At 62.9% G+C, this 19,041-nt stretch carries 20 protein-coding genes and 1 riboswitch; of the genes, 5 read left to right on the top strand and 15 right to left on the bottom strand.

The features are described from left to right. Positions 1–120: 120 nt before the first annotated feature. Positions 121–1,791 (bottom strand): BCCT family transporter, encoded by a 1,671-nt coding sequence (locus MPN20_RS12050; RefSeq protein WP_242782497.1) that lies wholly within the window; start codon positions 1,789–1,791, stop codon positions 121–123. Positions 1,792–2,018: 227 nt separating this feature from the next. Here MPN20_RS12050 and MPN20_RS17375 point away from each other — a divergent pair, with 227 nt between their 5' ends. Beyond that, positions 2,019–2,153 (top strand): hypothetical protein, encoded by a 135-nt coding sequence (locus MPN20_RS17375; protein WP_257785002.1) that lies wholly within the window; start codon positions 2,019–2,021, stop codon positions 2,151–2,153. A gap of 81 nt (positions 2,154–2,234) precedes the next feature. Here MPN20_RS17375 and MPN20_RS12045 read toward each other — a convergent pair whose 3' ends face one another. The 4 genes from MPN20_RS12045 to MPN20_RS12030 form a co-directional block, all read right to left on the bottom strand. Further along, the gene (locus tag MPN20_RS12045) at positions 2,235–2,600 is read right to left on the bottom strand and encodes a type II toxin-antitoxin system death-on-curing family toxin (protein WP_242782496.1); all 366 of its coding nucleotides are present in this window, start codon (positions 2,598–2,600) and stop codon (positions 2,235–2,237) included. Then, a complete protein-coding gene (locus tag MPN20_RS12040) occupies positions 2,597–2,800 on the bottom strand; it encodes a CopG family transcriptional regulator (RefSeq protein WP_029417131.1) in 204 nt (67 codons plus the stop codon). Before MPN20_RS12040 ends, MPN20_RS12045 begins: the two co-directional genes overlap by 4 nt. 195 nt (positions 2,801–2,995) lie before the next feature. Next, positions 2,996–3,718, bottom strand: coding sequence for an endo alpha-1,4 polygalactosaminidase (locus MPN20_RS12035; RefSeq protein WP_347566827.1), 723 nt, complete (start codon positions 3,716–3,718; stop codon positions 2,996–2,998). 206 nt (positions 3,719–3,924) lie between these two features. Next, positions 3,925–4,152, bottom strand: a complete 228-nt coding sequence (locus tag MPN20_RS12030) for a hypothetical protein (RefSeq protein ID WP_347566826.1) — start codon at positions 4,150–4,152, stop codon at positions 3,925–3,927. 154 nt (positions 4,153–4,306) lie between these two features. On the opposite strand from MPN20_RS12030, the gene trpS reads away from it, so the two are divergent. Continuing rightward, positions 4,307–5,356 carry a tryptophan--tRNA ligase gene (gene trpS / locus MPN20_RS12025; protein WP_242782494.1) on the top strand — a complete coding sequence of 350 codons (1,050 nt, stop codon included), beginning with the start codon at positions 4,307–4,309 and terminating at the stop codon, positions 5,354–5,356. Between the two features lie 49 nt (positions 5,357–5,405). Here the strand turns inward: trpS and MPN20_RS12020 are convergent, their stop codons facing one another. Both MPN20_RS12020 and MPN20_RS12015 read right to left on the bottom strand, forming a co-directional pair. Then, a complete protein-coding gene (locus tag MPN20_RS12020; RefSeq protein ID WP_242782493.1) occupies positions 5,406–6,677 on the bottom strand; it encodes a methyltransferase domain-containing protein in 1,272 nt (423 codons plus the stop codon). Between the two features lie 9 nt (positions 6,678–6,686). After that, the gene (locus tag MPN20_RS12015) at positions 6,687–6,884 is read right to left on the bottom strand and encodes a hypothetical protein (protein WP_242782492.1); all 198 of its coding nucleotides are present in this window, start codon (positions 6,882–6,884) and stop codon (positions 6,687–6,689) included. On the opposite strand from MPN20_RS12015, the gene MPN20_RS12010 reads away from it, so the two are divergent. Next, positions 6,884–7,594, top strand: a complete 711-nt coding sequence (locus MPN20_RS12010) for a sulfite exporter TauE/SafE family protein (RefSeq protein ID WP_242782490.1) — start codon at positions 6,884–6,886, stop codon at positions 7,592–7,594. The genes MPN20_RS12015 and MPN20_RS12010 overlap by 1 nt on opposite strands. Positions 7,595–7,725: 131 nt before the next feature. Here MPN20_RS12010 and MPN20_RS12005 read toward each other — a convergent pair whose 3' ends face one another. From MPN20_RS12005 to MPN20_RS11990, 4 genes are all read right to left on the bottom strand, one after another. Then, the gene (locus MPN20_RS12005) at positions 7,726–8,283 is read right to left on the bottom strand and encodes a hypothetical protein (protein ID WP_242782488.1); all 558 of its coding nucleotides are present in this window, start codon (positions 8,281–8,283) and stop codon (positions 7,726–7,728) included. A gap of 143 nt (positions 8,284–8,426) precedes the next feature. Beyond that, entirely contained in the window at positions 8,427–9,197 is a 771-nt protein-coding gene (locus MPN20_RS12000) for a class I SAM-dependent methyltransferase (protein ID WP_242782486.1), read from the bottom strand. 129 nt (positions 9,198–9,326) lie between these two features. Beyond that, a complete protein-coding gene (locus tag MPN20_RS11995) occupies positions 9,327–9,686 on the bottom strand; it encodes a DoxX family protein (RefSeq protein ID WP_242782484.1) in 360 nt (119 codons plus the stop codon). An 85-nt stretch (positions 9,687–9,771) separates the two neighbouring features. After that, positions 9,772–10,473, bottom strand: a complete 702-nt coding sequence (locus MPN20_RS11990; protein WP_242782482.1) for a helix-turn-helix domain-containing protein — start codon at positions 10,471–10,473, stop codon at positions 9,772–9,774. Between the two features lie 251 nt (positions 10,474–10,724). On the opposite strand from MPN20_RS11990, the gene MPN20_RS11985 reads away from it, so the two are divergent. Beyond that, complete coding sequence (locus MPN20_RS11985; protein WP_242782521.1) at positions 10,725–11,960, top strand: Nramp family divalent metal transporter; 1,236 nt, start codon at positions 10,725–10,727, stop codon at positions 11,958–11,960. A 70-nt stretch (positions 11,961–12,030) separates the two neighbouring features. Here MPN20_RS11985 and MPN20_RS11980 read toward each other — a convergent pair whose 3' ends face one another. The 3 genes from MPN20_RS11980 to MPN20_RS11970 form a co-directional block, all read right to left on the bottom strand. Then, positions 12,031–13,563 (bottom strand): lipase maturation factor family protein, encoded by a 1,533-nt coding sequence (locus MPN20_RS11980; protein WP_242782480.1) that lies wholly within the window; start codon positions 13,561–13,563, stop codon positions 12,031–12,033. A gap of 273 nt (positions 13,564–13,836) precedes the next feature. Then, entirely contained in the window at positions 13,837–16,083 is a 2,247-nt protein-coding gene (gene betT / locus MPN20_RS11975) for a choline BCCT transporter BetT (protein ID WP_242782520.1), read from the bottom strand. Between the two features lie 133 nt (positions 16,084–16,216). Then, the gene (locus tag MPN20_RS11970; protein ID WP_242782478.1) at positions 16,217–17,146 is read right to left on the bottom strand and encodes a hypothetical protein; all 930 of its coding nucleotides are present in this window, start codon (positions 17,144–17,146) and stop codon (positions 16,217–16,219) included. Between the two features lie 85 nt (positions 17,147–17,231). Between MPN20_RS11970 and MPN20_RS11965 the strand changes: the two genes are divergently transcribed. Then, positions 17,232–17,984 (top strand): metal-dependent transcriptional regulator, encoded by a 753-nt coding sequence (locus MPN20_RS11965; protein ID WP_242782476.1) that lies wholly within the window; start codon positions 17,232–17,234, stop codon positions 17,982–17,984. 43 nt (positions 17,985–18,027) lie between these two features. Here MPN20_RS11965 and MPN20_RS11960 read toward each other — a convergent pair whose 3' ends face one another. After that, positions 18,028–18,459 carry a hypothetical protein gene (locus MPN20_RS11960; protein ID WP_242782474.1) on the bottom strand — a complete coding sequence of 144 codons (432 nt, stop codon included), beginning with the start codon at positions 18,457–18,459 and terminating at the stop codon, positions 18,028–18,030. Positions 18,460–18,492: 33 nt separating this feature from the next. Next, a riboswitch (SAM riboswitch) is annotated at positions 18,493–18,604 on the bottom strand. Positions 18,605–19,041: the final 437 nt, after the last annotated feature.

Below are 19,041 nucleotides of genomic sequence, written 5' to 3'. Positions count from 1 at the left end.
ACGATCACTCAACTGCGGTGATCCCCTAACAGAACACACGAGCGGACCACTTACCGTTGAGGGGACCAGCTATAACTGGTCCTCTCGTCGGTAAGTGGTCCGCTCGACGTGGTCCGCTCGTCAGAGTCCCAGGACGCGCCTCTCGCGGGCGACTTCTTCAACGATCTGATGGTCGCTGCGGAGCTCCTTGATCAGAGCGATGCCGAGGATGATGACGATGATGGTGAACGGTACTGCGGAGAGCATCGCCGCCTGCTGAAGTGCCTGCAGTCCTCCGACGAGGAGCAGCACGATGGCGCAGGCCCCGGTGAGGAATCCCCAAGTGGCGATGACCGGCCGCTTCGGCTCGAACGAACCTCGTGAGGACAGCGAACTGAGGACGAAGGTGTTCGAGTCAGCGGAGGAGACGAAGAACAGGGTCACCATGACGATCGTGAAGACCGAGGCCAGGAGCGAGAGCGGCAGCTGATCGAGAAGGCTGAAGAACGCTGTGTCGAGATTGGCCTGGGTGGCTTCTCCGATCTTCGCACCGTCGATGTCGAGCTTGATTGCGGACCCTCCCATGATGGTGAACCAGACGAAGAACACCGCGCTGGGAACGAGCAGGACACCGGCGACGAATTCGCGGATCGTGCGACCCTTGGAGATCTTGGCCAGGAAGATGCCGACGAAGGCGCTCCACGACAGCCACCAGGCCATCATGAAGTACGTCCAAGAGAGCATCCATTCGCTGTCTGCGGAGCTCGAGGGGGTCATGAAGCTCAGTTCGAGGAAGTTCCCGGCGAAAGAGCCGACTGAGCGCACGAACAGATTCGCCACGAAGCCGCTGGGCCCGGTGATGAAGACGAAGAGTCCGAGGATGGTCGCCATTGTCAGCGTGATCTGCGAGATGTACTTGATGCCGCGGCTGACTCCGCTGAATGCCGAAGTGGTGAACAGCAGCGTCAGCACACCGATGACCACGATCTGCAAGACGATGGTCGCATCGATGCCGAAGACAGTGTTGAGTCCTTCACCGATCTGAGAGGGGCCGAGGCCCAGTGAGGTTGTCGTCCCGAAGAGAGTGGCGATGATGGTGAGGATGTCGATGAACTTGCCGACCCAACCGTCGACGAACCGGCCGAGCACTGGACGCAGCATGGTTGAGACCAGCGCGGGGCGGCCCTTCCTGTGCGTCGAATAGCCGATCGCCAGACCGAAGACGCCGAAGATGGCCCAGGCCTGGAAGCCCCAGTCGAGATAGGAGAACTGCATGGCCCGGATCGCGGCGTCCATGGTTTGCGGCTCGGCCAGGCCGTGCGGGGGAACCATGAAGTGGGACATGGGTTCGGCGACGCCGTAGCTGACAAGACCGATGCCCATGACCGCGGCGAGGATCATCGCCAGCCAGGTGAGGGTGGTGTATTCCGGTCGTGAGTCTGCGGATCCGAGTCGGATGCGCCCGAAGCGGCTCGCGGCGAACCACACGAGCATGACGATCGCGGCGAAGGGCACGACGAGGTAGATCCACCCGAAGCTCGATGACACCGCGGTCATCGCTGTGGTCATGATGTCGCCGAGGCTGTCAGGGGAGATCGCGGCCCAGAGCACGAAGACGATGACGAAGGCCACCGACCAGTAGAAGACGGTGCCGACCGAGCCGCGACGAGCGGAATCGGCTTCCTGCGCGGCTGCAGCGTCTGCGGCAATCTTTTCGGATGCGGTGGTGTTCGCAGTGGGGTCAGGCTCCGGGTCAGGCTCAGCCGCGGGGGCAGGTTCTGGCTCTGGTTCGTTGTTGTCCAGCATCGTCATCGTGGTCTCCAAACTCGAGTTCGCCTCGGCGGCGGGCAGGAGTCTTCGTCAGGGGGCGGTGGGGGTAGTGCGCAATGGCAAGAAACAGGCTCCGCGAACTGTGGTGTTCGTGGAGCCTTGCAGTTGACGAGTGTATTCGCTTTTATGTGAAAATTTCGCCTCGTTTCGGCGCCTTGACCAAGAGTGTGAAGTATCTCGCGCGGTCCGCCTGCCCTCAGATTTCGAGCGTGAGCATGGCTCTCGACGGCATCGAAAGCGTCACGGTCAGTCCGTCGATCGAGCGGACCCTGGTCGTGGTCCACCGCAAGCGCGGCCCTTTGCCAGCCGTTGCCGAACGCTTCCGGCAGAGCCTGCTCTCGTAGAGCTGGGGCAGCCGAAGGCGAAGTTGAGCGAGAATCCTGGCGGCACGATTGGCGGGGCAGAGTCTGTCCACGGCCCAGTGCTCAAGCGCGCCAAGTTCCCAATTTAGCGGCGATATCGGCGGCTTCAATGTCACCACTGGCGACCGAAATGACGAGATCGAAGGCATCGTCATCCGGGGCATCGAATTCGAAGCCATTGAGATCGTAGAAGACCGCAAGGCTGAGCCAGCCTAGCCGCTTGTTGCCGTCAACCATAGGACGACTCTGAACGATCGACTCCAGTAGAACGGCGCCTTTTTCATCTACGGATGGATAGACCTCAGTCGCCCAAAGAGTGGTCGTAGGCCGATGTGCAGCAGAATCAAGCAGACCGAGGTCTCGGACCGGTCCGACGTTGAGATCGGCGACCAATTCGAGGAGATCTTCGGTTCGAAGGTAGACGGTCACTTGCCGAGTCGGTCGAGCAGATCGCCATACCGCTCGCGGGCGCGCTTCGAAGCCTCACCTACCTGTGCCTCGTGGCCTCGTCTCTCGGCCACCTCGTGGATTGCATTGATGACGGCGGCTTGGCGGCTTACCCCGTCCTGCTCTGCGAGACGAGCCAGGAGCTGCTCGTCATCCTTGTCTAAACGCAATGTCATTGCCATAAACTGATGATACCGAAGTGGTATCAGAACTGACCGGAGGGTTTGGTGAAGTTGGTGCTGACTCTGCGTGTCGCTCTTGTTCTCAGAGGTGCAGCTTCGTGATGAGCTCGAGAAAATGGCCGGCTAAACCGTTGCTCGTTGCTCGTTGAGTGTGAGGACGACCCGGTAGTCGGGCACTCGATGGTCGAAGCGGGATCAGCAGTGGCGGGCTATGTGATTCGGGCTGCCGGCGACAGTGAGGTCGCGATCGCGCAGCACGACTGAGCCTGGTGTCTCGGGATCTTTGCAGATCTCGTCCCAGTCGCGCAGGAGATTGTCGGTGTATTCGATGTCGATGATCGCCTGGCCGTAGACGCGACTGTATTCCTCGCATTCTCGGAATGCAGAGCACTCTTCGGCGACGGCAAAATCGAAGCCGACTTCTTCGTGCAGGGTACGTGAGAACTCTGCGGCGTTCTTCTGTCCTACGGCTAGGCCATGGTGATGAGAGAGTTCGACGTAGGAGCTCGCGAGAGCCGCATTGTCTTCGGTGGCGAGTGCATTCTGCGAACGGGTAAACGAGTCGAAATTGTCGAACTCGACGGCATCGAAGCCTGCTTCTGCGCACTCGAGTATCCACGGACTGACCGTGTCGAAGACTCTCTTGCGCTTGTCACTGGTCGACGTGTCGATCAGAACCTCGTCGGGCCACTCGGGATCGACAAGCCGCTCGCTGCCTCTGGACAGCAGCAGATCAGAGTCCCAGAGCCCGAGTTCATCCGGCTGCGTTTGAAAGCCGTTGACGTAGCAGATCGAGTAACGACCAGGGGGCGGTTCGACCGACCTGTCACGCGCAACGATGCTGACACCCTCAGCTGGCTCGTACGCGCCACCGAGTTGGTAGTCGGGGAGGCCCCCGACGGGCGGAAGCTCCACCACATGCGCCGATATCGTGCTGTCAGTGGGAGAGCTTCGGGGTGGATTCGATGCGCAAGCTGAGAGCGAGGCTGCGGCCAATGCTCCGATCACCAGGATTGATCCTTCTCGCCGCATGCAACAGATCCTACGCGGCCTGGTGCGCGGTTCAGTACGACCAGCAAACCAGCCCGTGCAGCGGATCCGAGCCTGGCCAGCTCACCCGAGCCTCACAGGTATGGCTTCGTGATGAGCTCCAAATACATGCCCGAGGGATCGAAGAAGTAGACACCGCGGCCGCCGTGCTCAGTATTCGTCTCGTGCAACCGTGACCGTTGCGGATCCGCCCAGTAGTCGAGGCCGCGTTCGTCGAGCAGCGAGACCGCCCGACGGAAGTGCTCATCAGTTTCGGAATAGTTCGGCTGTTCCAGTAACGCAGCGCGACATGATCGCCACATCCCAAGAGGGATATACTGACCGCATGCGTTTTTCCCGACTCAACTGGTGGTGGCTGCAACAGGCAGCCGACTGACGCATTTCCGCGGGCTGCATGGCAGCCCGCACCGCTTGTGGGAACTCTCCGTGCAGCCCCTTTTTCGCATTGGAGAACTCATGGATTCCTACGACGCCACACTCGCACGCATGCCGCGCCTCCGCGCCGACGTCAACGCAAGCCCCGGAAACTATCGCATGCTCACCGGTGAACGGCCGACTGGCCGGCTTCACCTCGGGCACCTATTCGGTTCGGTCCTCGAGCGCGTGAGCCTGCAAGACAAGGGGATTGAAACCTTCATCATCCTCGCCGACTATCAGGTGATCACCGACAGGGACACCTCGGCGAACGTGAAGGACAACGTTCGCGAAGCGATCCTCGACTACCTGGCGGCCGGGATCGACCCGGCAAAGACGACCATTTTCACACACTCCTCGGTGCCTGCCCTCAACCAGTTGCTTCTGCCGTTCCTCAGCCTCGTCACCGACAGCGAGCTGCGCCGTAATCCTACGGTCAAGTCCGAGCTCGAGGCCTCCGACCGTCCGCTCAGCGGCCTGCTGCTGACCTATCCCGTCCATCAGGCTGCCGACATCCTTTTCTGCAAGGGCAACCTGGTCCCGGTGGGCAAGGACAATTTGCCGCACGTCGAGATCACGCGGACGATCGCTCGGCGGTTCAACGAGCGGTATGAACGTGTCTTCCCCGAACCCGAAGCGATGCTGACGACCGCTCCAGATGTGCCCGGTCTTGACGGTCGGAAGATGTCGAAGAGCTATGGCAACTCGATTGCGCTGGGGATGAGCGAGGACGAAACCTCGCAGCTGATCCGCAAGGCCCGCACCGACTCGAACCGCCACATCACCTTCGACCTAGAACAGAGGCCAGGAGTGTCCGCGTTGCTGTCGACCGCCGCGATTTGCACGGGCACGACACCAGAAGCCGTTGCCGAAGAGATCGGTGATGGTGGGGCTGGTGCTCTCAAGTCCACCGTTGCCGAGGCGGTCAACGAATTCCTGGCTGATCACCGCAATCGTCGGCGGCAGCTGGAGACAGATGAGTCCTATATTGACGAAATCCTGGCAGAAGGGAACGCACGAGCAAACGTGATTGCCGATGCCACCCTCGGCGAGGTGAGGGCTGCGATGGGTATGGACTACCGGTCAGCGTGAGGCAGAACGTGCCAACCATTTTGCCGCCGTCCGCGTATGGCGGCTGATTTCAACGACGCCGCAGTACCACAGCAACCTCGAGATGCTTCGTATGCGGGAACATGTCGAAGACACGTGCCTGCGTCACCGCATAGCTGGGCATCCGGTCGAGGTCCTTGGCCAGCGTGAGTGGATTGCAGCTCGAATAGACGATGTGCTCGACCCCGAATTCTTCGAGCGCGGTCGACAGCCTGGCCCCGATCCCCCGCCGAGGTGGGTTGACGATCACGCACTCCGGCCGTTCACCGGTGGCCAGGTTCGCCTCGGCGAATTCTGTGGCATCACCGGCGAGGAACTCGACCGTGGCACCGGACTGGGAGTCGAAGCCGAGCTCCGTGGCGCTGATCTTTGCCGATTCGATGGCCTGCTCGCTCAATTCGACACCGGTGACTGTGCGGCTGGCGGTACCGTGATCGTCATCGTCACCGACGCCAGCGCGCTCTCCGGCACCGGTAGCCGTGAGCGAAGTCTGCTGGCCAGACGCTCCCGCGCAGTACAACGCGAATCCGCCCACACCGCAGTACAGATCCCACAGTGAGGCCGGCGCAATCTCGTCGACCCAGTCGGCGACCTGGTTGTACAGGGCGATCGCCACGCCAGTGTTCGTCTGGAAGAAGGATTGTGGGCGCAGGTGCAGGTCGACCCGGTCGAGGTTCATGCGCAGAGAGTCACCGAGCAGCATCTCCTCATGACTGCCCTCGAGCACGGCCTTGTGCTCGGGCAGCAGATTGACGGAGACGACGGTGGCCTCGGGAACGAGACTGGTGAAAGCCCCGCGTCGGGACCTGAGCACGTCGAGTCCATGCTGCGAGCGGACGACGAACCTGATCATCAGGTCGCCCGACGGTGCCGCGGTGACGTGGACGAACTTCAGCTCACCTCGGCGAGCTCCGACGTCATAGGGGGAGAGGCCGGTGCTGTTGAGGAAGTCCGCGATGGTCGGGATGATCGCGCGAATCTGCGGGGCTTGGATTCCGCACTCGCGCAGGTCGACGCCATGGAAATCCTGATCGAGGATTCCCAAGGTGACAGAGCCGGCTGCCCCGCCCACGGCGAGCTTGGCGCGATTGCGGAAATCATGATCAGCCCCGGAAGCGGCCGGCAGCCAGACATCGGGAGCATGATCGACCAAAACCTCGCGACACCAGGATTCCTTCTCAGAGACCTGCTGCCCATACGGAGTTTTGATGAGCGAGCACGAGCGGCACAGCCCCTCGTTGAAGTAGTGACAGTTCAAATGCCCATGAGCCGCCGAGGTGGGGGTGAGGGGCAAGGATGTCATGACCCCATTTTACGGCGCTTCGTACCGGTGGATCGACGAGGCATGCGCGATATCGTTGACAGAAGGATCTGCAGAAGCGGCAAAGTTGCCGATGCCGATGCCGATGCCGATGTCCCTGTGATGACGAAGGATGTAATGACTCAGATGCGAGCGGTCTGCCGGGAACGGTCTGCCTTCGACGCCGAAACTATCGGTGAGCACGCGCAATGACGGTCCTCGCCTTCAGCATCGTCGCCATCACCGTGTTGCTCTCGGCCTTCGTGCAGGGATCGACCGGCATGGGCTTTGCGATGATCGTCGCCCCCGTCGTCAGCTTCATCGACCCGAGTCTCATCCCGGTGATGCTGCTCGTCCTGATGATCCCGCTCAACTTCTACGTCGCTGTCCGGGAGAAGGAGCACATTCATCGGCACGGCGTGAAGTGGATCAGCGTCGGACGCTTCGCAGGCACATTCCTCGGACTCTGGATCCTCATCATCGTCAACCTCCACCAACTCGCTCTCCTCATCGGCTGGTCGACCCTGGTCGCGGCGATCATCGCTCTCCTCGCACCGAAATTCACTCCGAATAGGTCGGCGCTGGCTGCGGTCGGTCTCATCACCGGAGTCACAGAGACCTCAACCGGCATCGGTGGGCCGCCCTACGCTCTGGCCTACCAGCACAGTCCCGGCCCGGAACTGCGATCAACAGTTGCGGTGTGCTTCTTTGTCGGGGAGGTCATCTCCCTCATCGTCCTTGCAGTCAGTGGGCAGGTGACGGGATCGGCGTTGCTGTCTTCCGCCGCCTTGGTGCCGTTCCTGGTCATCGGATCGTTCCTCAGCAGGTATGTCCACCACCGACTCGACGGACCAGTCCTGCGTTATATCGTCCTCGGTTTCGCAATCATCTCCGGGGCCCTCGTCATCGTCCAAGCCTGACGAGGACTCACCCGGTCATCGCGCTGTTAGAGCAGGTGGTGGTGGGAGGAGACGTCTCGGTGATCATGCTGATCAAGCCGATCATGCTCAGATGACGTCGGGCGGAATCGAGGTGCAACTGCGCGATAGTCTCAGGCGAAGGTGAAAGCGAGGATCATGAAGATCCCGAACGAGACGAACGGGGCCAGGGCGGCGATGGCAATGGCAACGATTCCCTGAGTCCTGGCGGCGCCAGTGGCGGCCGAAAAGATACCCATGATGAGACCCGTGACGCCGAGTGCTGCGCACAGGACCTGAAGTCCGGAAAGTGCGATCGCGAGGTTCTGATACCAGCTGGGTGTGTCGGTGAAGAAGTGGCCGTTGGCATTCTCCATCGGGCCGACGGTGACGGCGAGGATGATCGAGGCGATCAGGGACAGGCCAGCAGCGATGGTGGTGAGAACAAGGGCGACCTTGCCGAGGCGTGGGCGATTCGTTTCTGTGGACGCGAGCTCGTCATGAGGCAGTCCCGTACCTGGTGAGATCGGCGATCTCAGTGAAGCCGGCGACCTCGGCGAAGTTGTGGAGCCCGGTGAGGCCGCTGAGGCATCGAAGCCGTGCACGTGACTTCTTGCGGGTGCGGTGTAGGGCTGCTGCGCTGCCAATTCGTCATCGGTGGGCTGGGGATACATGAAGTCTGGCGAGGTCATGACTTCGACGGTATCAACGCCGACTAACGCCCGCCCATGCGGCTTCCCTGTGACCGGGGTCGGGAAAACCTGACCATCAGCTCAGTACCAGTTGGCCGGTCCGGTCCGCCGCTGACTGGCCGTACCGACGCCGGCTGGCTGCTCTATCTTTGAGCGGAGATGCGGAACCTCTTCTGCGTCACCTCGATCGGCCGGTCGCCAGCCGCCAGCCGGTCGAGGGCGTCGAGGTTGTCGGCCACGGTGAAGCCGGGGACATCCCACGGGATGTAGGCGAGGTATTCGATGACCGCCTCGACGTCGGCGAAGCACATCGTGCCGGTCCACTCGTCGGCGTCGGTGATGCGCAAACCCTGCGCTTCGAGCGCCTCGACGCACGGTTCGAGCCGGTTGTCAGGAGCTTCAGGCGCGCCGCCGAACCACTCCCTGAACTCGTGGGCCTCTGTCCCGTCGACCTGTTGGGTGAGGAAGAGACCGCCGGGGCTGATCACGCGGGCGAGCTCTGTCGGATCGTGACTCTCGTGGCGGTTCATCACGAGGTCGAAGAAACCATCGGACCATGGCATGGGCTCGCCGGACTCGCTGTCGTATTCGCGCACGTCGACCCCGAACCCTGCCAGCACCGAGGCGGCTAACGGCAGATTCGGCTCCCACCCCTCACTTGCGTGGATCCGCCGACGGTTCGGATCCGAGTCGAGCTGGCTGACGAGCACCCCGAGGCGCTCGCCGCCGCCGGTGCCCATATCGAGGCACTCGGTCGCAGCAGCCATGGCCTCGAGGCAGCTCGCGTCGAAGTCCCATGGCGGATCATCGGCCGTCAGGCGTCCGCTGAGTGGGGAGAAGTCCCACCCCTGCATTGTCGCCGTCGTGTGAATCTGCGCCCACCGGGCATGGCGTTCGTCTGCTGATTCGGCCACGGTGCCGATCCTTCCGTCTTCGTGCTGTTCATGGTGGAGTTGCGCTCGAGGGCGAGCGACAACAACCCGCTGAGCCCGTGGATTCACGGATAATCAGAGGTTTCCTGACGCTGTCTTCCCGCGAGCTTGTCACACGAGGAAGCAGAAGACGAGGATGAGAACGTTGAGCGCGAGCATCCCCAGGCAGTTGAGCCAGAAATCCCGGCCGATGTAACCAGCTTTCAGGTGTGCGCCGGCGGCGGTCAGGAAGTAGGCGACGAGTCCGACTGTTGCGGCCAGGCCGACTCCGGGGATCCAGATTCCTGTGATGAGTCCGGCTGCGGCCAGGAATTTCACGACCGCGAGTATCCACCACCAGTCGCGCGGCAGTCCGACTCCGTTCAGGCAGTCAACAATGACCTTCGGTGGGCGGAACGTCAGCAGTCCGTCGCCGAGGACGATGACCGCCATCACGGCCACCGGCCACACTGGATCGGGGGTCAGGATCATGCCAGCCTCCTACGGCCACGACCGCCAACCGGGGCCACACCGGCCACGCCGGCCGCACCGGCCACGGCGGGTTGGGGGAACAGGTTCACACCGGCCGCCGAAGCTGCGTGTGGAACGCGACGGTGCGCGACAGAGCCTCGGTTGCATCGTCGAGGGTCATATCGCTGGCCGCCCAGCGGAACAAGATTCCCAGATACGAGTCGTAGAGTGCTGCGGCACTCGCCAGCGAATACGCCTCACTGATCCCGATCGAGATGAGACTCGATGACAGCTGCCTCTGCAGATCATCGGCCAGAGTCTCGAACACCTGGGGCTTGCTGTGAGCTCGCATCAGCGCGGCGGCGTAGTCGCGCGAAAGATCCTCGTGGGAGGCAAAGAACTCGAGGAAGGGAAGGAAGATTCCGACCAGATGGCTCTGCACCGCCGAGGTGGGGTGTGCATTCGGTGCCGCCCTTCGACTCCCAACCCCCGGCGTCTCGGGCACTGGGTTCGTTGCGGCCGACGCCATTGCCGACATGCGACGGGTCTTCGCCGACGCCGGCCGAGTCGGGGTGTAGGTCCCCGACTGGAGCCGGCCGATCCACCGGTCGTAGCACTTGACGAGGAGGATGTCCTTGTCACCGGCGGACATGACGCGGCCGACGGACACCTCGGCGCGTTTGGCTATGGCGCGCACGGTCGTCTTCTTGAAGCCGAGGTCGAGGAACAGATCTGCCGCAGCGGAGATGATCTTCTCCTCGGTCTGCAGTCTGCGGCCCGTCATTGACTGAACGTGTTCACTGGACATATTCGCATCGTAGGTCTTTCCGTGTTCAGTTGCCAGTGCGGGCACGAGGCGACCTTGCCCGCAGATAAAAGTTAACGTACATTAACTTTATGATCATCGATCCTTCGTCCTCCGGGAATTCTGCTGCATGCGGTTCGTCGGTGCCGTCGTTTCGCACGGATGACCAGGCACCTCTTGCCGCCCCCGCCGAGCCCATTGACTCCACCGCACCCGTCGAGCCCACTGATTCCACTGAACCCGCCAAGCCCGCCATGCCTGCCAAACCCGCCAAACCTGCGAAGAAGGTCTCTACCTTCTTCCTGCTCGGCCCGGCCTTCGTCGCCGCGATCGCGTACGTCGATCCGGGCAATGTCGCGGCCAACCTCAGTGCCGGTGCCCAATACGGATACCTCCTGGTGTGGGTGCTCGTGGCCGCCAACCTCATCGCCATCCTCGTGCAGTACCTGTCGTCGAAGCTCGGTCTGGTCTCCGGACAGTCGCTGCCGGGCATCCTGGGCAAACGGATGAGCCGTCGGTCCCGCCTGGCGTACTGGGCGCAGGCCGAAGTCGTCGCAGTCGCCACCGACCTCGCCGAGGTGGTCGGCGGCGCCATCGCTCTGAAGATCCTCTTCGACCTGCCACTGCTCATCGGCGGCCTCATCGTCGGAATCGTGTCCCTGTTCCTGCTCTCGATCCAGTCCACTCGCGGTCAGCGTCCCTTCGAAACCATCATCATGGCTCTGTTGGCGATCATCGCCATTGGCTTTCTAGCAGGCCTGTTCGTCGGGGATGTGAACTGGGGACAAGCGGCAGGTGGAATCGTTCCCCGTCTCGAGGGCACGAACTCGATCGTGCTGGCCGCGAGCATGCTCGGAGCAACGGTCATGCCCCATGCCATCTACCTCCATTCGGCCCTGTCGGTCGACCGTCACGGCCGGTCCTCACCCGCGTCGATTCCCCAACTGCTGCGAGCCACGCGCTGGGATGTCGTGATCTCCCTGGTCGTGGCCGGTTCGGTCAACATTGCGATGCTTCTGCTGGCCGCCTCGTCACTGCGAGGTCAGGACGGCACCGACACGATCGAAGGTGCGCACGCGGTCGTGACGGCCAACCTCGGCGAAGTTGTGGGTCTGTTCTTCGGGATCGGATTGCTTGCCTCGGGGCTGGCATCGAGCGCCGTCGGGTCATATGCGGGGGCCTCGATCATGCAGGGCCTGCTCAAAGTTCGCATCCCGCTCCTGTGGCAGCGGGCGGTGACGATGATCCCCGCGCTCATCATCCTCGCCATCGGCACGGATCCGACGTGGGCGCTGATCCTCAGTCAGGTGGTGCTCAGCCTGGGCATCCCATTCGCGATGATTCCCCTGGTCAGGCTGACGATGAACCGAAAAGTGATGGGCCCTTACGCGAATTCGCTGATCATCACGATGGTCTCCGTGCTCGCCTCGGGGCTCATCATCGTCCTCAACGTGGTGCTCATCGCCCTCCTCGCGCTCGGCATCGACTGACGATTCGGCATCGACTGACGAACCAGTATCGACTGGCGAACCGCGCCGAGGTGGGGCGAAGTCAGGCGCGTCAGTCGGGTCGCAGGTCCGTGGGCTCGACCATGGTTCGCGGATCGGATCGTACCCACCACGGCCGAGGCTGTCCTTCCTCCCGTGACTGCCGTCGTTCCTGACCGGTGGCGTAGCGATAGGTGAAGATGCGGACTCTGATGAGTGCCGGTGCCTGACCGTCGAACGGGTCCGGGCCGAGCAGCTTCCGCACGAGAGGATCCCCGGAGCCGATGTGCTCGAGCAGGGCATAGAACCACGACTGCCGGTAGTCGCCGAGGGCGGCGAACCACATCAGCCAGTCGAGGCGCAGGTGATAGGGCGCGACGATCGGAGGTCGGCGCAGAACATCTCCTGGCTTGCCCTTGAACACGTAGGGACGCCAATCACCCGCAGTCATCGACGCATCAGGGTCGAGGGTGCCTTCGATGATGATCTCGTCACGGGATTCGGTCATCGAACCGAAAGCCCCATAGGCGTTGCCCAGTCCCCAGCGGTTGAAGCTGGCATTCATCAGCTGACGAGGCGAGAAGAGATTGCGCAGGGCAGGGACGTTGAGCACGCACTGCCACACGACGAAGACTGCGATGAGGATCGCCCACCACAGCGGAAGAACTCCGGTCGCACCTGACGATCCGACCGCCTCGGCGCCGGTGATTCCAGCCCAGCCCCACCCGGGCCACGGACCGCCGACGATCCAGCCGAGGAACGAGTCGCTGATCCCGGCGAACGCGAGCAGGATCGTCGCCCAATTCAGCCACGCGTAGTTGCCGGTGACCACGAGCGCGAGCTGCGTGATGATGATCGCGAGGGCTGCAAACGAGGCGATGGGCTGGGGCAGGAAGAGCAGCCACGGCGCGATGAGCTGGACGACGTGACTGCCCAGGGTCTCACCGCGATGCCACCACGTGGGCATGAGGTGGGCTCGGCGGCTGAATGGGTTGGGCATGGGCTGGGTCTGATGGTGATAGTCCATGGCCGTGAGGTCGCGCCACGAGGAGTCGCCACGCATCTTGATCATGCCCGCACCGAATTCGACGCGAACGACGAACCAGCGCAGGAAGAGGATCATGAGCAGGCTCGGCGCCACCTCGTGGGAGCCGAGGAAGCCGACGAGGAATCCCGCCTCGAGCAGCAGGGACTCCCAGCCGAAGCCGTAGAAGCGCTGGCCGATGCTCACGATCGAGAAGTAGAGCCACCACAGCAGCAGGAACACTGGGATCGTCGTCCAGGCGGGACCTGCTTGCGGGATGCCTGCGACGACGGAGACGGCGAGGAGCATTCCGATGCCGCACACGATGCCCAGCCGACGGTCGGTGTAGCGGAAGTGCTTCCAGCGGAAGAGGGTCGGAGCCTGCTCGGCTGTGGTGAGTTTGATGAACCGCGGGGCTGGGACCAGCCCGCGCTCGCCCAATAGGGCCGGGAACTGGTTGAACGTGGAGAGGAACGCGATGAAGAACAGGAGCGCGATTCCGCGCTGGATGACCTCGCGTGCGATCGTGTAGTCATCGGCGGTCAGGACAGACAGCACCGCGGTCATGTCCACAGCAGCCACCTCCTCCTGGTTCTCGTCTCCGCAGGTTCAACGGTCCTGCCTCGACTATGGTCCGGGCGAGTTCGTTGTGCAAGGCCCCACCGGGTGATCCTGCCGGAGCAGTCTGCGACAGCCTTCGGTCACCGGGCCGCCGTGAACTCGTGAATGCACCAGATCCATGAATGCGCCGAGGCTGCCCCCAGCATCGGGGACAGCCTCGGTTCGTGTCGGGTTCGGTTCAGGTCACCGGCACCGTCCTGGATGCGTGTCAGTCATCCTTCGGTCGGCTATGAGTCAGTCACCCTTCGGGTCGGCCCCGGCGGTGTCCGGTTCGATGTCCTCGACCTCGTCGGGGGATTGCGGAACTGCCGGGATCGAATCCGTGGCCGGAGGGGCCGGCGGCGTGACGACCGACTGGTACGAATGCTCGTGCGAGTAGGCGAGGAACGATAGGTGGTTCTCGTAGCGGTCGAGAACATCGTCGATGATCTGCTGACCGCTCAGCCCCATGAGGTCGTAGCCTTCCGAACCGGTCTGTGTGAACACCTCGATCCGGTAGTACACGTCATCGCCGCGAGGCGCATTGCGGGCACCGAAGGCGGGAACGTTGTGCTCGACAGCGGCGATCTGATAATGGAAATTGCGCTGATCACCCATGTCGACGATGAGGGTGCTCTCCGCGATGCCCGACTCCGGGCCGGGCGCCGTGGTGAGCTCGACGTCGTATCCGAGTTCGCGGAATTCGTTGGCCACGGCATCGAGGGCGGGCCCGACCACCTCGGTGACGAACTTGTCCACGGACTTCTTCGACGGATAGGAGCGCAGGGTCGCCAGACGCTGACGCCACGTCTTCTCCGGGGTGCGGCCGCCGTGGGCTGCAGTCGTGCGGCGCTTGCGGGTTCTGCCTTCCCGCTCGGCTCTCTCCATGCGCAGCACCTTCGAGAACGAGGCCATGACGAGATAGGCAATGACCGTGACCGGCAGGGCGAAGATCAGTGTTGCGTACTCCATCGTCGTCACCCCACCAGCGATGAGCATGGCGATGGTCAGCACCGCGGTGACGATGGCCCAGAAGATCCGCAGCCACTTTGCGCCGTCCTCTTCGGGGTTCGGGATCGTGGACGAGAAGTTCGACATCACCATCGCACCCGAGTTCGCACTCGTGAGGTAGAAGAGCAGGCCCGAGAGCGTAGCCAGGCCGATGAGGAACGTCGATCCCGGGAACATGTCGAGTAGTGCGTACCAGCCCTGTTCAGGTGAATCGATCGCCTGCTGGGCGAAGTCCATATTGCCGTCGAAGACCTCTGAGAGGGCGGAGTTTCCGAAGATCGAGACGATGATGAAGTCACAGATCACCGGGGCCGTGATTGCAGCGATGACGAACTCGCGCAGGGTGCGGCCGCGGGAGATGCGGGCGAGGAACAGTCCGACGAAAGGACCCCAGGCCAGCCAGAACGCCCAGAAGAACAAGGTCCAGGCGCCCATCCAGGCGGACCCGTCATCGACGTAGGCGAAGGTCGACAGAGTGCGCTCGGGCAAGGTGAAGATGAAGCGGCCGATGTTCTCGACCATGGCGTTGAGCAGGAAGGCCGTCTTGCCGGTGACGAGGATGTAGAGCATCATCGCCGCACACGACCAGAGGTTGAGCTCGGAGACCAGGCGGATGCCCTTGTCCACGCCAGAGGTGCAGGCTGCGATGGTCATGATGACCGCGACGATGACCAGCGCGATCTGCAGGGCGAGGCCCTCGGGTAGGCCGAACAGTTCGGCGAAGCCGACGTTGAGCAGGACGACGCCGATGCCCATCGAGGTGGCCACGCCGAAGACGGTGCCGACGAGGGCGAAGATGTCGATGACGTCGCCGGTGGCTCCACGCACGCGCTTGCCCAACAGCGGGTAGAGGACCGCACGGATCGACAGCGGCATGCCCCAACGGTAGGCGAAGTAGCCCATGGCCATGCCCAGCAGCGAATACATCGACCAGCCGGCGATGCCGTAGTGGAACATCGTCCACACGACGGCGTCCTGGGCCGCAGCCGCGGACTCCGGATCGGCGTTGACCGGCTGAAGGAACTGGGTGATCGGTCCGGTCACCGAGTAGAAGAGCATGTCGATGCCCACGCCCGCGGCGAAGAGCATCGCGACCCAGGTGAACAGGTTGTACTGCGGCCGGGAGTGGTCCGGGCCCAAACGGACCGAGCCTTCCTTGGACAGGGCGACCCAGAGGACGAAGATGATGACGACGGTGACTGTGAGGACGTAGTACCAGCCGAGGTTGGTCGCGATCCAGTCGACGATCGATTTCATCGTCGACTGCGCGAAATCGGGCATGAGCATCGCCCACACCGAGAAGCCGAGGATCACCGCGGAAGAGATGATGAAGACTTTCCAGTTGACCCGGGACCCTCGCTCGTCGGTGAGCTCGGCGGGGCCGCGGCTCATTTCCGTGCTGGAGATCGGAGGGAGCTTCTCGGGGTCGACGTCGCGGCTGGGCCGGTCGGTTCCACCGAAGCGTTCGCGCTCGACGATCGGTCTCTTCATCTTCTCTTCGTTGGGATCCTGCACGCATAACCTCCGGTCGGAAACTCTGGACTCGCCCGTAAAGGGCACCGATCCATCTTAGGCTCCCGGTGTTTTGGCAGGGACTCCACCCCCTATTTTCAGGGTGGAGAAGCTATCTTCCGGTACGCGCGAGACGGTTGGTCGCCTCGGCGAAGTTCCGGGACTGCACCGGATTCCCGCCGACGATCCGCATGTCCTGGCGGTCGCGGAAGTGGAGGATCAGGTCCTCGCCGTGCTCGAGCATGTCGTGGGGCGGTTGGATCACGTCGAAACTCTGCGGTGCGCTGAGCATTGATACTCTGCTCTCGGCATTGATCCGGGCCATACTGGAGATCGCCCATGCGCGGGATCCGATCGAGGTGACCAGGCTGAGCGAACATGCGCCGGCGGCGATGGTGAGAGCGGATTCGGTCGGTTGACCTGGGAGGCTGAAGAAGCAGACGAGGATGGCGCCGGCGACGACGAACATGAGGATCATGGCTGTGCGGAAGAGCCCTTTTCGATCGCGAGAGACAGCCTCGGCGATGGCGGTGAAGGTGAAGCCGACGTTCGCAGTCGCCCAGCAGGCAAGGAAGAGGACAAGGACCGGCAGTCCCGATGTCGTGTAGTCACCCCACACGGTTCCCGGTGTCCCCGGGTGCTTCGCAAAGATATGCCAGATGAACACGGAGGCAGCGGAGAAGCCAGCAAAGACGGGTCCGACGGAGAACACCACGTGCGGGGGCTGTCGAATGAAGCCCGTGTGCGAATCGGTCACCCGGGCAATGCGTGGGTCGGTGGGCGCCTTCGCAGACTTCGGCGAATTGTCTTCGCCGAAGAAGATGATGACGACGCAGTGATAGAGACCGAAGAGACCGAGAAGACCGGAGAGACCGAGGAGACCGAAGCACACACTCGCCGCAGCAGTGGGGTCGACATCCCTGAGATGGTCCGCTTGGGGGTCGAATCCGGCATTCGTCAGGGCGAAGGTCACCGCCGTGAAGCCTGCCAGCGCCACACCGCAGATCGCCATCGTACTGAAATCATGTCCTCTCAACCTCATGCTGTGATTCTGTCAGCGTCCGACTTCGCCCACAGTCGAAAGATGTTCCAGATTCGTGTCGTGGTCGATCGGCTACGCTGACTGCATGCGTGCAGGCGAAGTGTCCGAGGTCAGCCAGGACTATCTCAAGGCGATCTGGTCGGCTCGGGAATGGGGCGGCGAACCGATGACCGCGACCGAGCTCGCGCAGCGCTTCGGCACCACAAAGGCCAACGTCACCGAGGTGCTCAAGCGCCTCGACGAACTCGGTCTCATCGTTCGCGTGCCCTACCGTCCGCCCGTGCTGACCGCCGAGGGGGAGACGATCGCCCTGTCGATGGTGCGTCGGCACCGGCTGCTCGAGACCTTCCTCGTCGAATCGCTCGGGTACAGCTGGGACGAGGTCCACGACGAGGCCGAAACGCTCGAGCACGCGTCATCGGATCTGCTCATCGATCGCATCGACACGTTCTTAGGTCGCCCGAAGGTCGACCCCCACGGTGATCCGATTCCCGGACCCGATGGGCAGGTCGAGTCCCATGATTCTTCGCTTCTCCTCGCCGAGGCGGCTCCCGGGTCCTACACGGTCATTCGGGTCTCGGACGCGGATCCGGATGTCCTCGCCCACCTCGCCGAGGTGGGGGTGATCCCGGGTGCCCGGGTTGAGGTTGCGGACACGGGACGCGGACTGGCCACTCCGAGTGTGAGTGCGGGGGTTGAGGTTGCGGACACGGGACGCGGGCTCGCCTCTCCGAGTGCGAGTGCGGATGCGAGCGTGACTGTGACGGTCGCAGTTGACGACGAATCCGTCGAGATCGACCGAGCGGTCGCCTCGGCGGTGTATGTGTCAGCGTCCTGACCACACCGCCGAGAGCGGTACCCAAGGGCATCGGTCGACCGCGTCAACTGCGATAGGTCACCTCGGCGAATGTGAGCACCAGTTCCGCGGCGGTTCCCGGAGAGAGTCTGTCTTTGAGGACCAGCTGCGGCCATTCCTTCCATAGTTCGGCCTCGAAGGGGGTGCCGGGCACGCTGCGGGGGTGGGTGGTCTGGCGGTTCTTCGGATGCCAGCGGAAGGAGTCGGGATCGATCGACTCCAGGGAGGTGAAGAGCGCGTGATAGAGCACAGCGGTGAAGTCGGCTTCTCGTGCGAGGTCAGCGGTTCGCACCCAGTCTGGCGCGACGACAGGAGTCCCGCGCGTGACGGCCTCCGACATCTGTGCCTTGATGCTGGCAGGCAGAGGCTGGGGCGAGTGGCGAAGGAGCACGCGGCTCCATTCGAGAGCTTCCGCCTCGGAGAAGCCGGGCCAGCGTTCGTTGGTCTCAAGTGACATGACTGCACCTGTCTCTCGGGCGCTTCGCACCCGGATCGCATCTTGCCGGCACCGATCGGCACTGGCCCGTTCTTCCCCTGGGGCACCCGGTCGATGACGGGTTGCCGCGCGGCCAGCCAGGTACTTTTGGCCGCGACTCGTGAACGTGAGAGCCAGTGTATCCACTGCGGCTGACACAGGCACAGATGACAGTGTCACTGACACAAGCTTTCAGCAGTGCCGTGGACCGTCATCATGTGGCACCAGCACCGGCACCTGCATCAGCATCTACGCCTGCATCAGTCCCGGCACCTGCCCCTACGCCTGCATCAGCACCTGCACCAGTTCCTGCCCCAGCCCCAGTCCCGGCTGGTCATCACCATTTATCGGCGCGGCAGGTTCCACCGAGACTGAGGCTGTGACGCCTTGCCGTGCTGGGGCATGAAACCACGCTCGGCCTGCAGATGCCCCTTGTCGTGGCTCTCGGGTCGGAGCGTCCTCTGTCGTTTCGCATGGTGCTTCCTTTCTCTGATGACTTCTTTGCTGACTTCCTGCCCTGCTGCTCTGCAGGCGGTTGCGCATCGAGCGGACCACTTGGCGTCG

It is taken from the genome of Brevibacterium sp. ZH18 (genome assembly GCF_022748595.1).
Taxonomy (GTDB): Bacteria; Actinomycetota; Actinomycetes; order Actinomycetales; family Brevibacteriaceae; genus Brevibacterium.
Note: the sequence above shows the minus strand (reverse complement) of the source record. Positions and strands in the feature narration are given on the sequence as shown.

Bases quoted from the DNA above. Each gene is read 5' to 3' on its own strand.
- MPN20_RS12050 (WP_242782497.1), bottom strand. From the start codon at position 1,791: ATGACGATGCTGGACAACAACGAACCAGAGCCAGAACCTGCCCCCGCG.
- MPN20_RS12040 (WP_029417131.1), bottom strand. From the start codon at position 2,800: ATGGCAATGACATTGCGTTTAGACAAGGATGACGAGCAGCTCCTGGCT.
- MPN20_RS12030 (WP_347566826.1), bottom strand. From the start codon at position 4,152: ATGTGGCGATCATGTCGCGCTGCGTTACTGGAACAGCCGAACTATTCC.
- trpS (WP_242782494.1), top strand. From the start codon at position 4,307: ATGGATTCCTACGACGCCACACTCGCACGCATGCCGCGCCTCCGCGCC.
- MPN20_RS12020 (WP_242782493.1), bottom strand. From the start codon at position 6,677: ATGACATCCTTGCCCCTCACCCCCACCTCGGCGGCTCATGGGCATTTG.
- MPN20_RS12010 (WP_242782490.1), top strand. From the start codon at position 6,884: ATGACGGTCCTCGCCTTCAGCATCGTCGCCATCACCGTGTTGCTCTCG.
- MPN20_RS12005 (WP_242782488.1), bottom strand. From the start codon at position 8,283: ATGACCTCGCCAGACTTCATGTATCCCCAGCCCACCGATGACGAATTG.
- MPN20_RS11995 (WP_242782484.1), bottom strand. From the start codon at position 9,686: ATGATCCTGACCCCCGATCCAGTGTGGCCGGTGGCCGTGATGGCGGTC.
- MPN20_RS11990 (WP_242782482.1), bottom strand. From the start codon at position 10,473: ATGTCCAGTGAACACGTTCAGTCAATGACGGGCCGCAGACTGCAGACC.
- MPN20_RS11985 (WP_242782521.1), top strand. From the start codon at position 10,725: ATGCCTGCCAAACCCGCCAAACCTGCGAAGAAGGTCTCTACCTTCTTC.
- betT (WP_242782520.1), bottom strand. From the start codon at position 16,083: ATGAAGAGACCGATCGTCGAGCGCGAACGCTTCGGTGGAACCGACCGG.
- MPN20_RS11970 (WP_242782478.1), bottom strand. From the start codon at position 17,146: ATGAGGTTGAGAGGACATGATTTCAGTACGATGGCGATCTGCGGTGTG.
- MPN20_RS11965 (WP_242782476.1), top strand. From the start codon at position 17,232: ATGCGTGCAGGCGAAGTGTCCGAGGTCAGCCAGGACTATCTCAAGGCG.
- MPN20_RS11960 (WP_242782474.1), bottom strand. From the start codon at position 18,459: ATGTCACTTGAGACCAACGAACGCTGGCCCGGCTTCTCCGAGGCGGAA.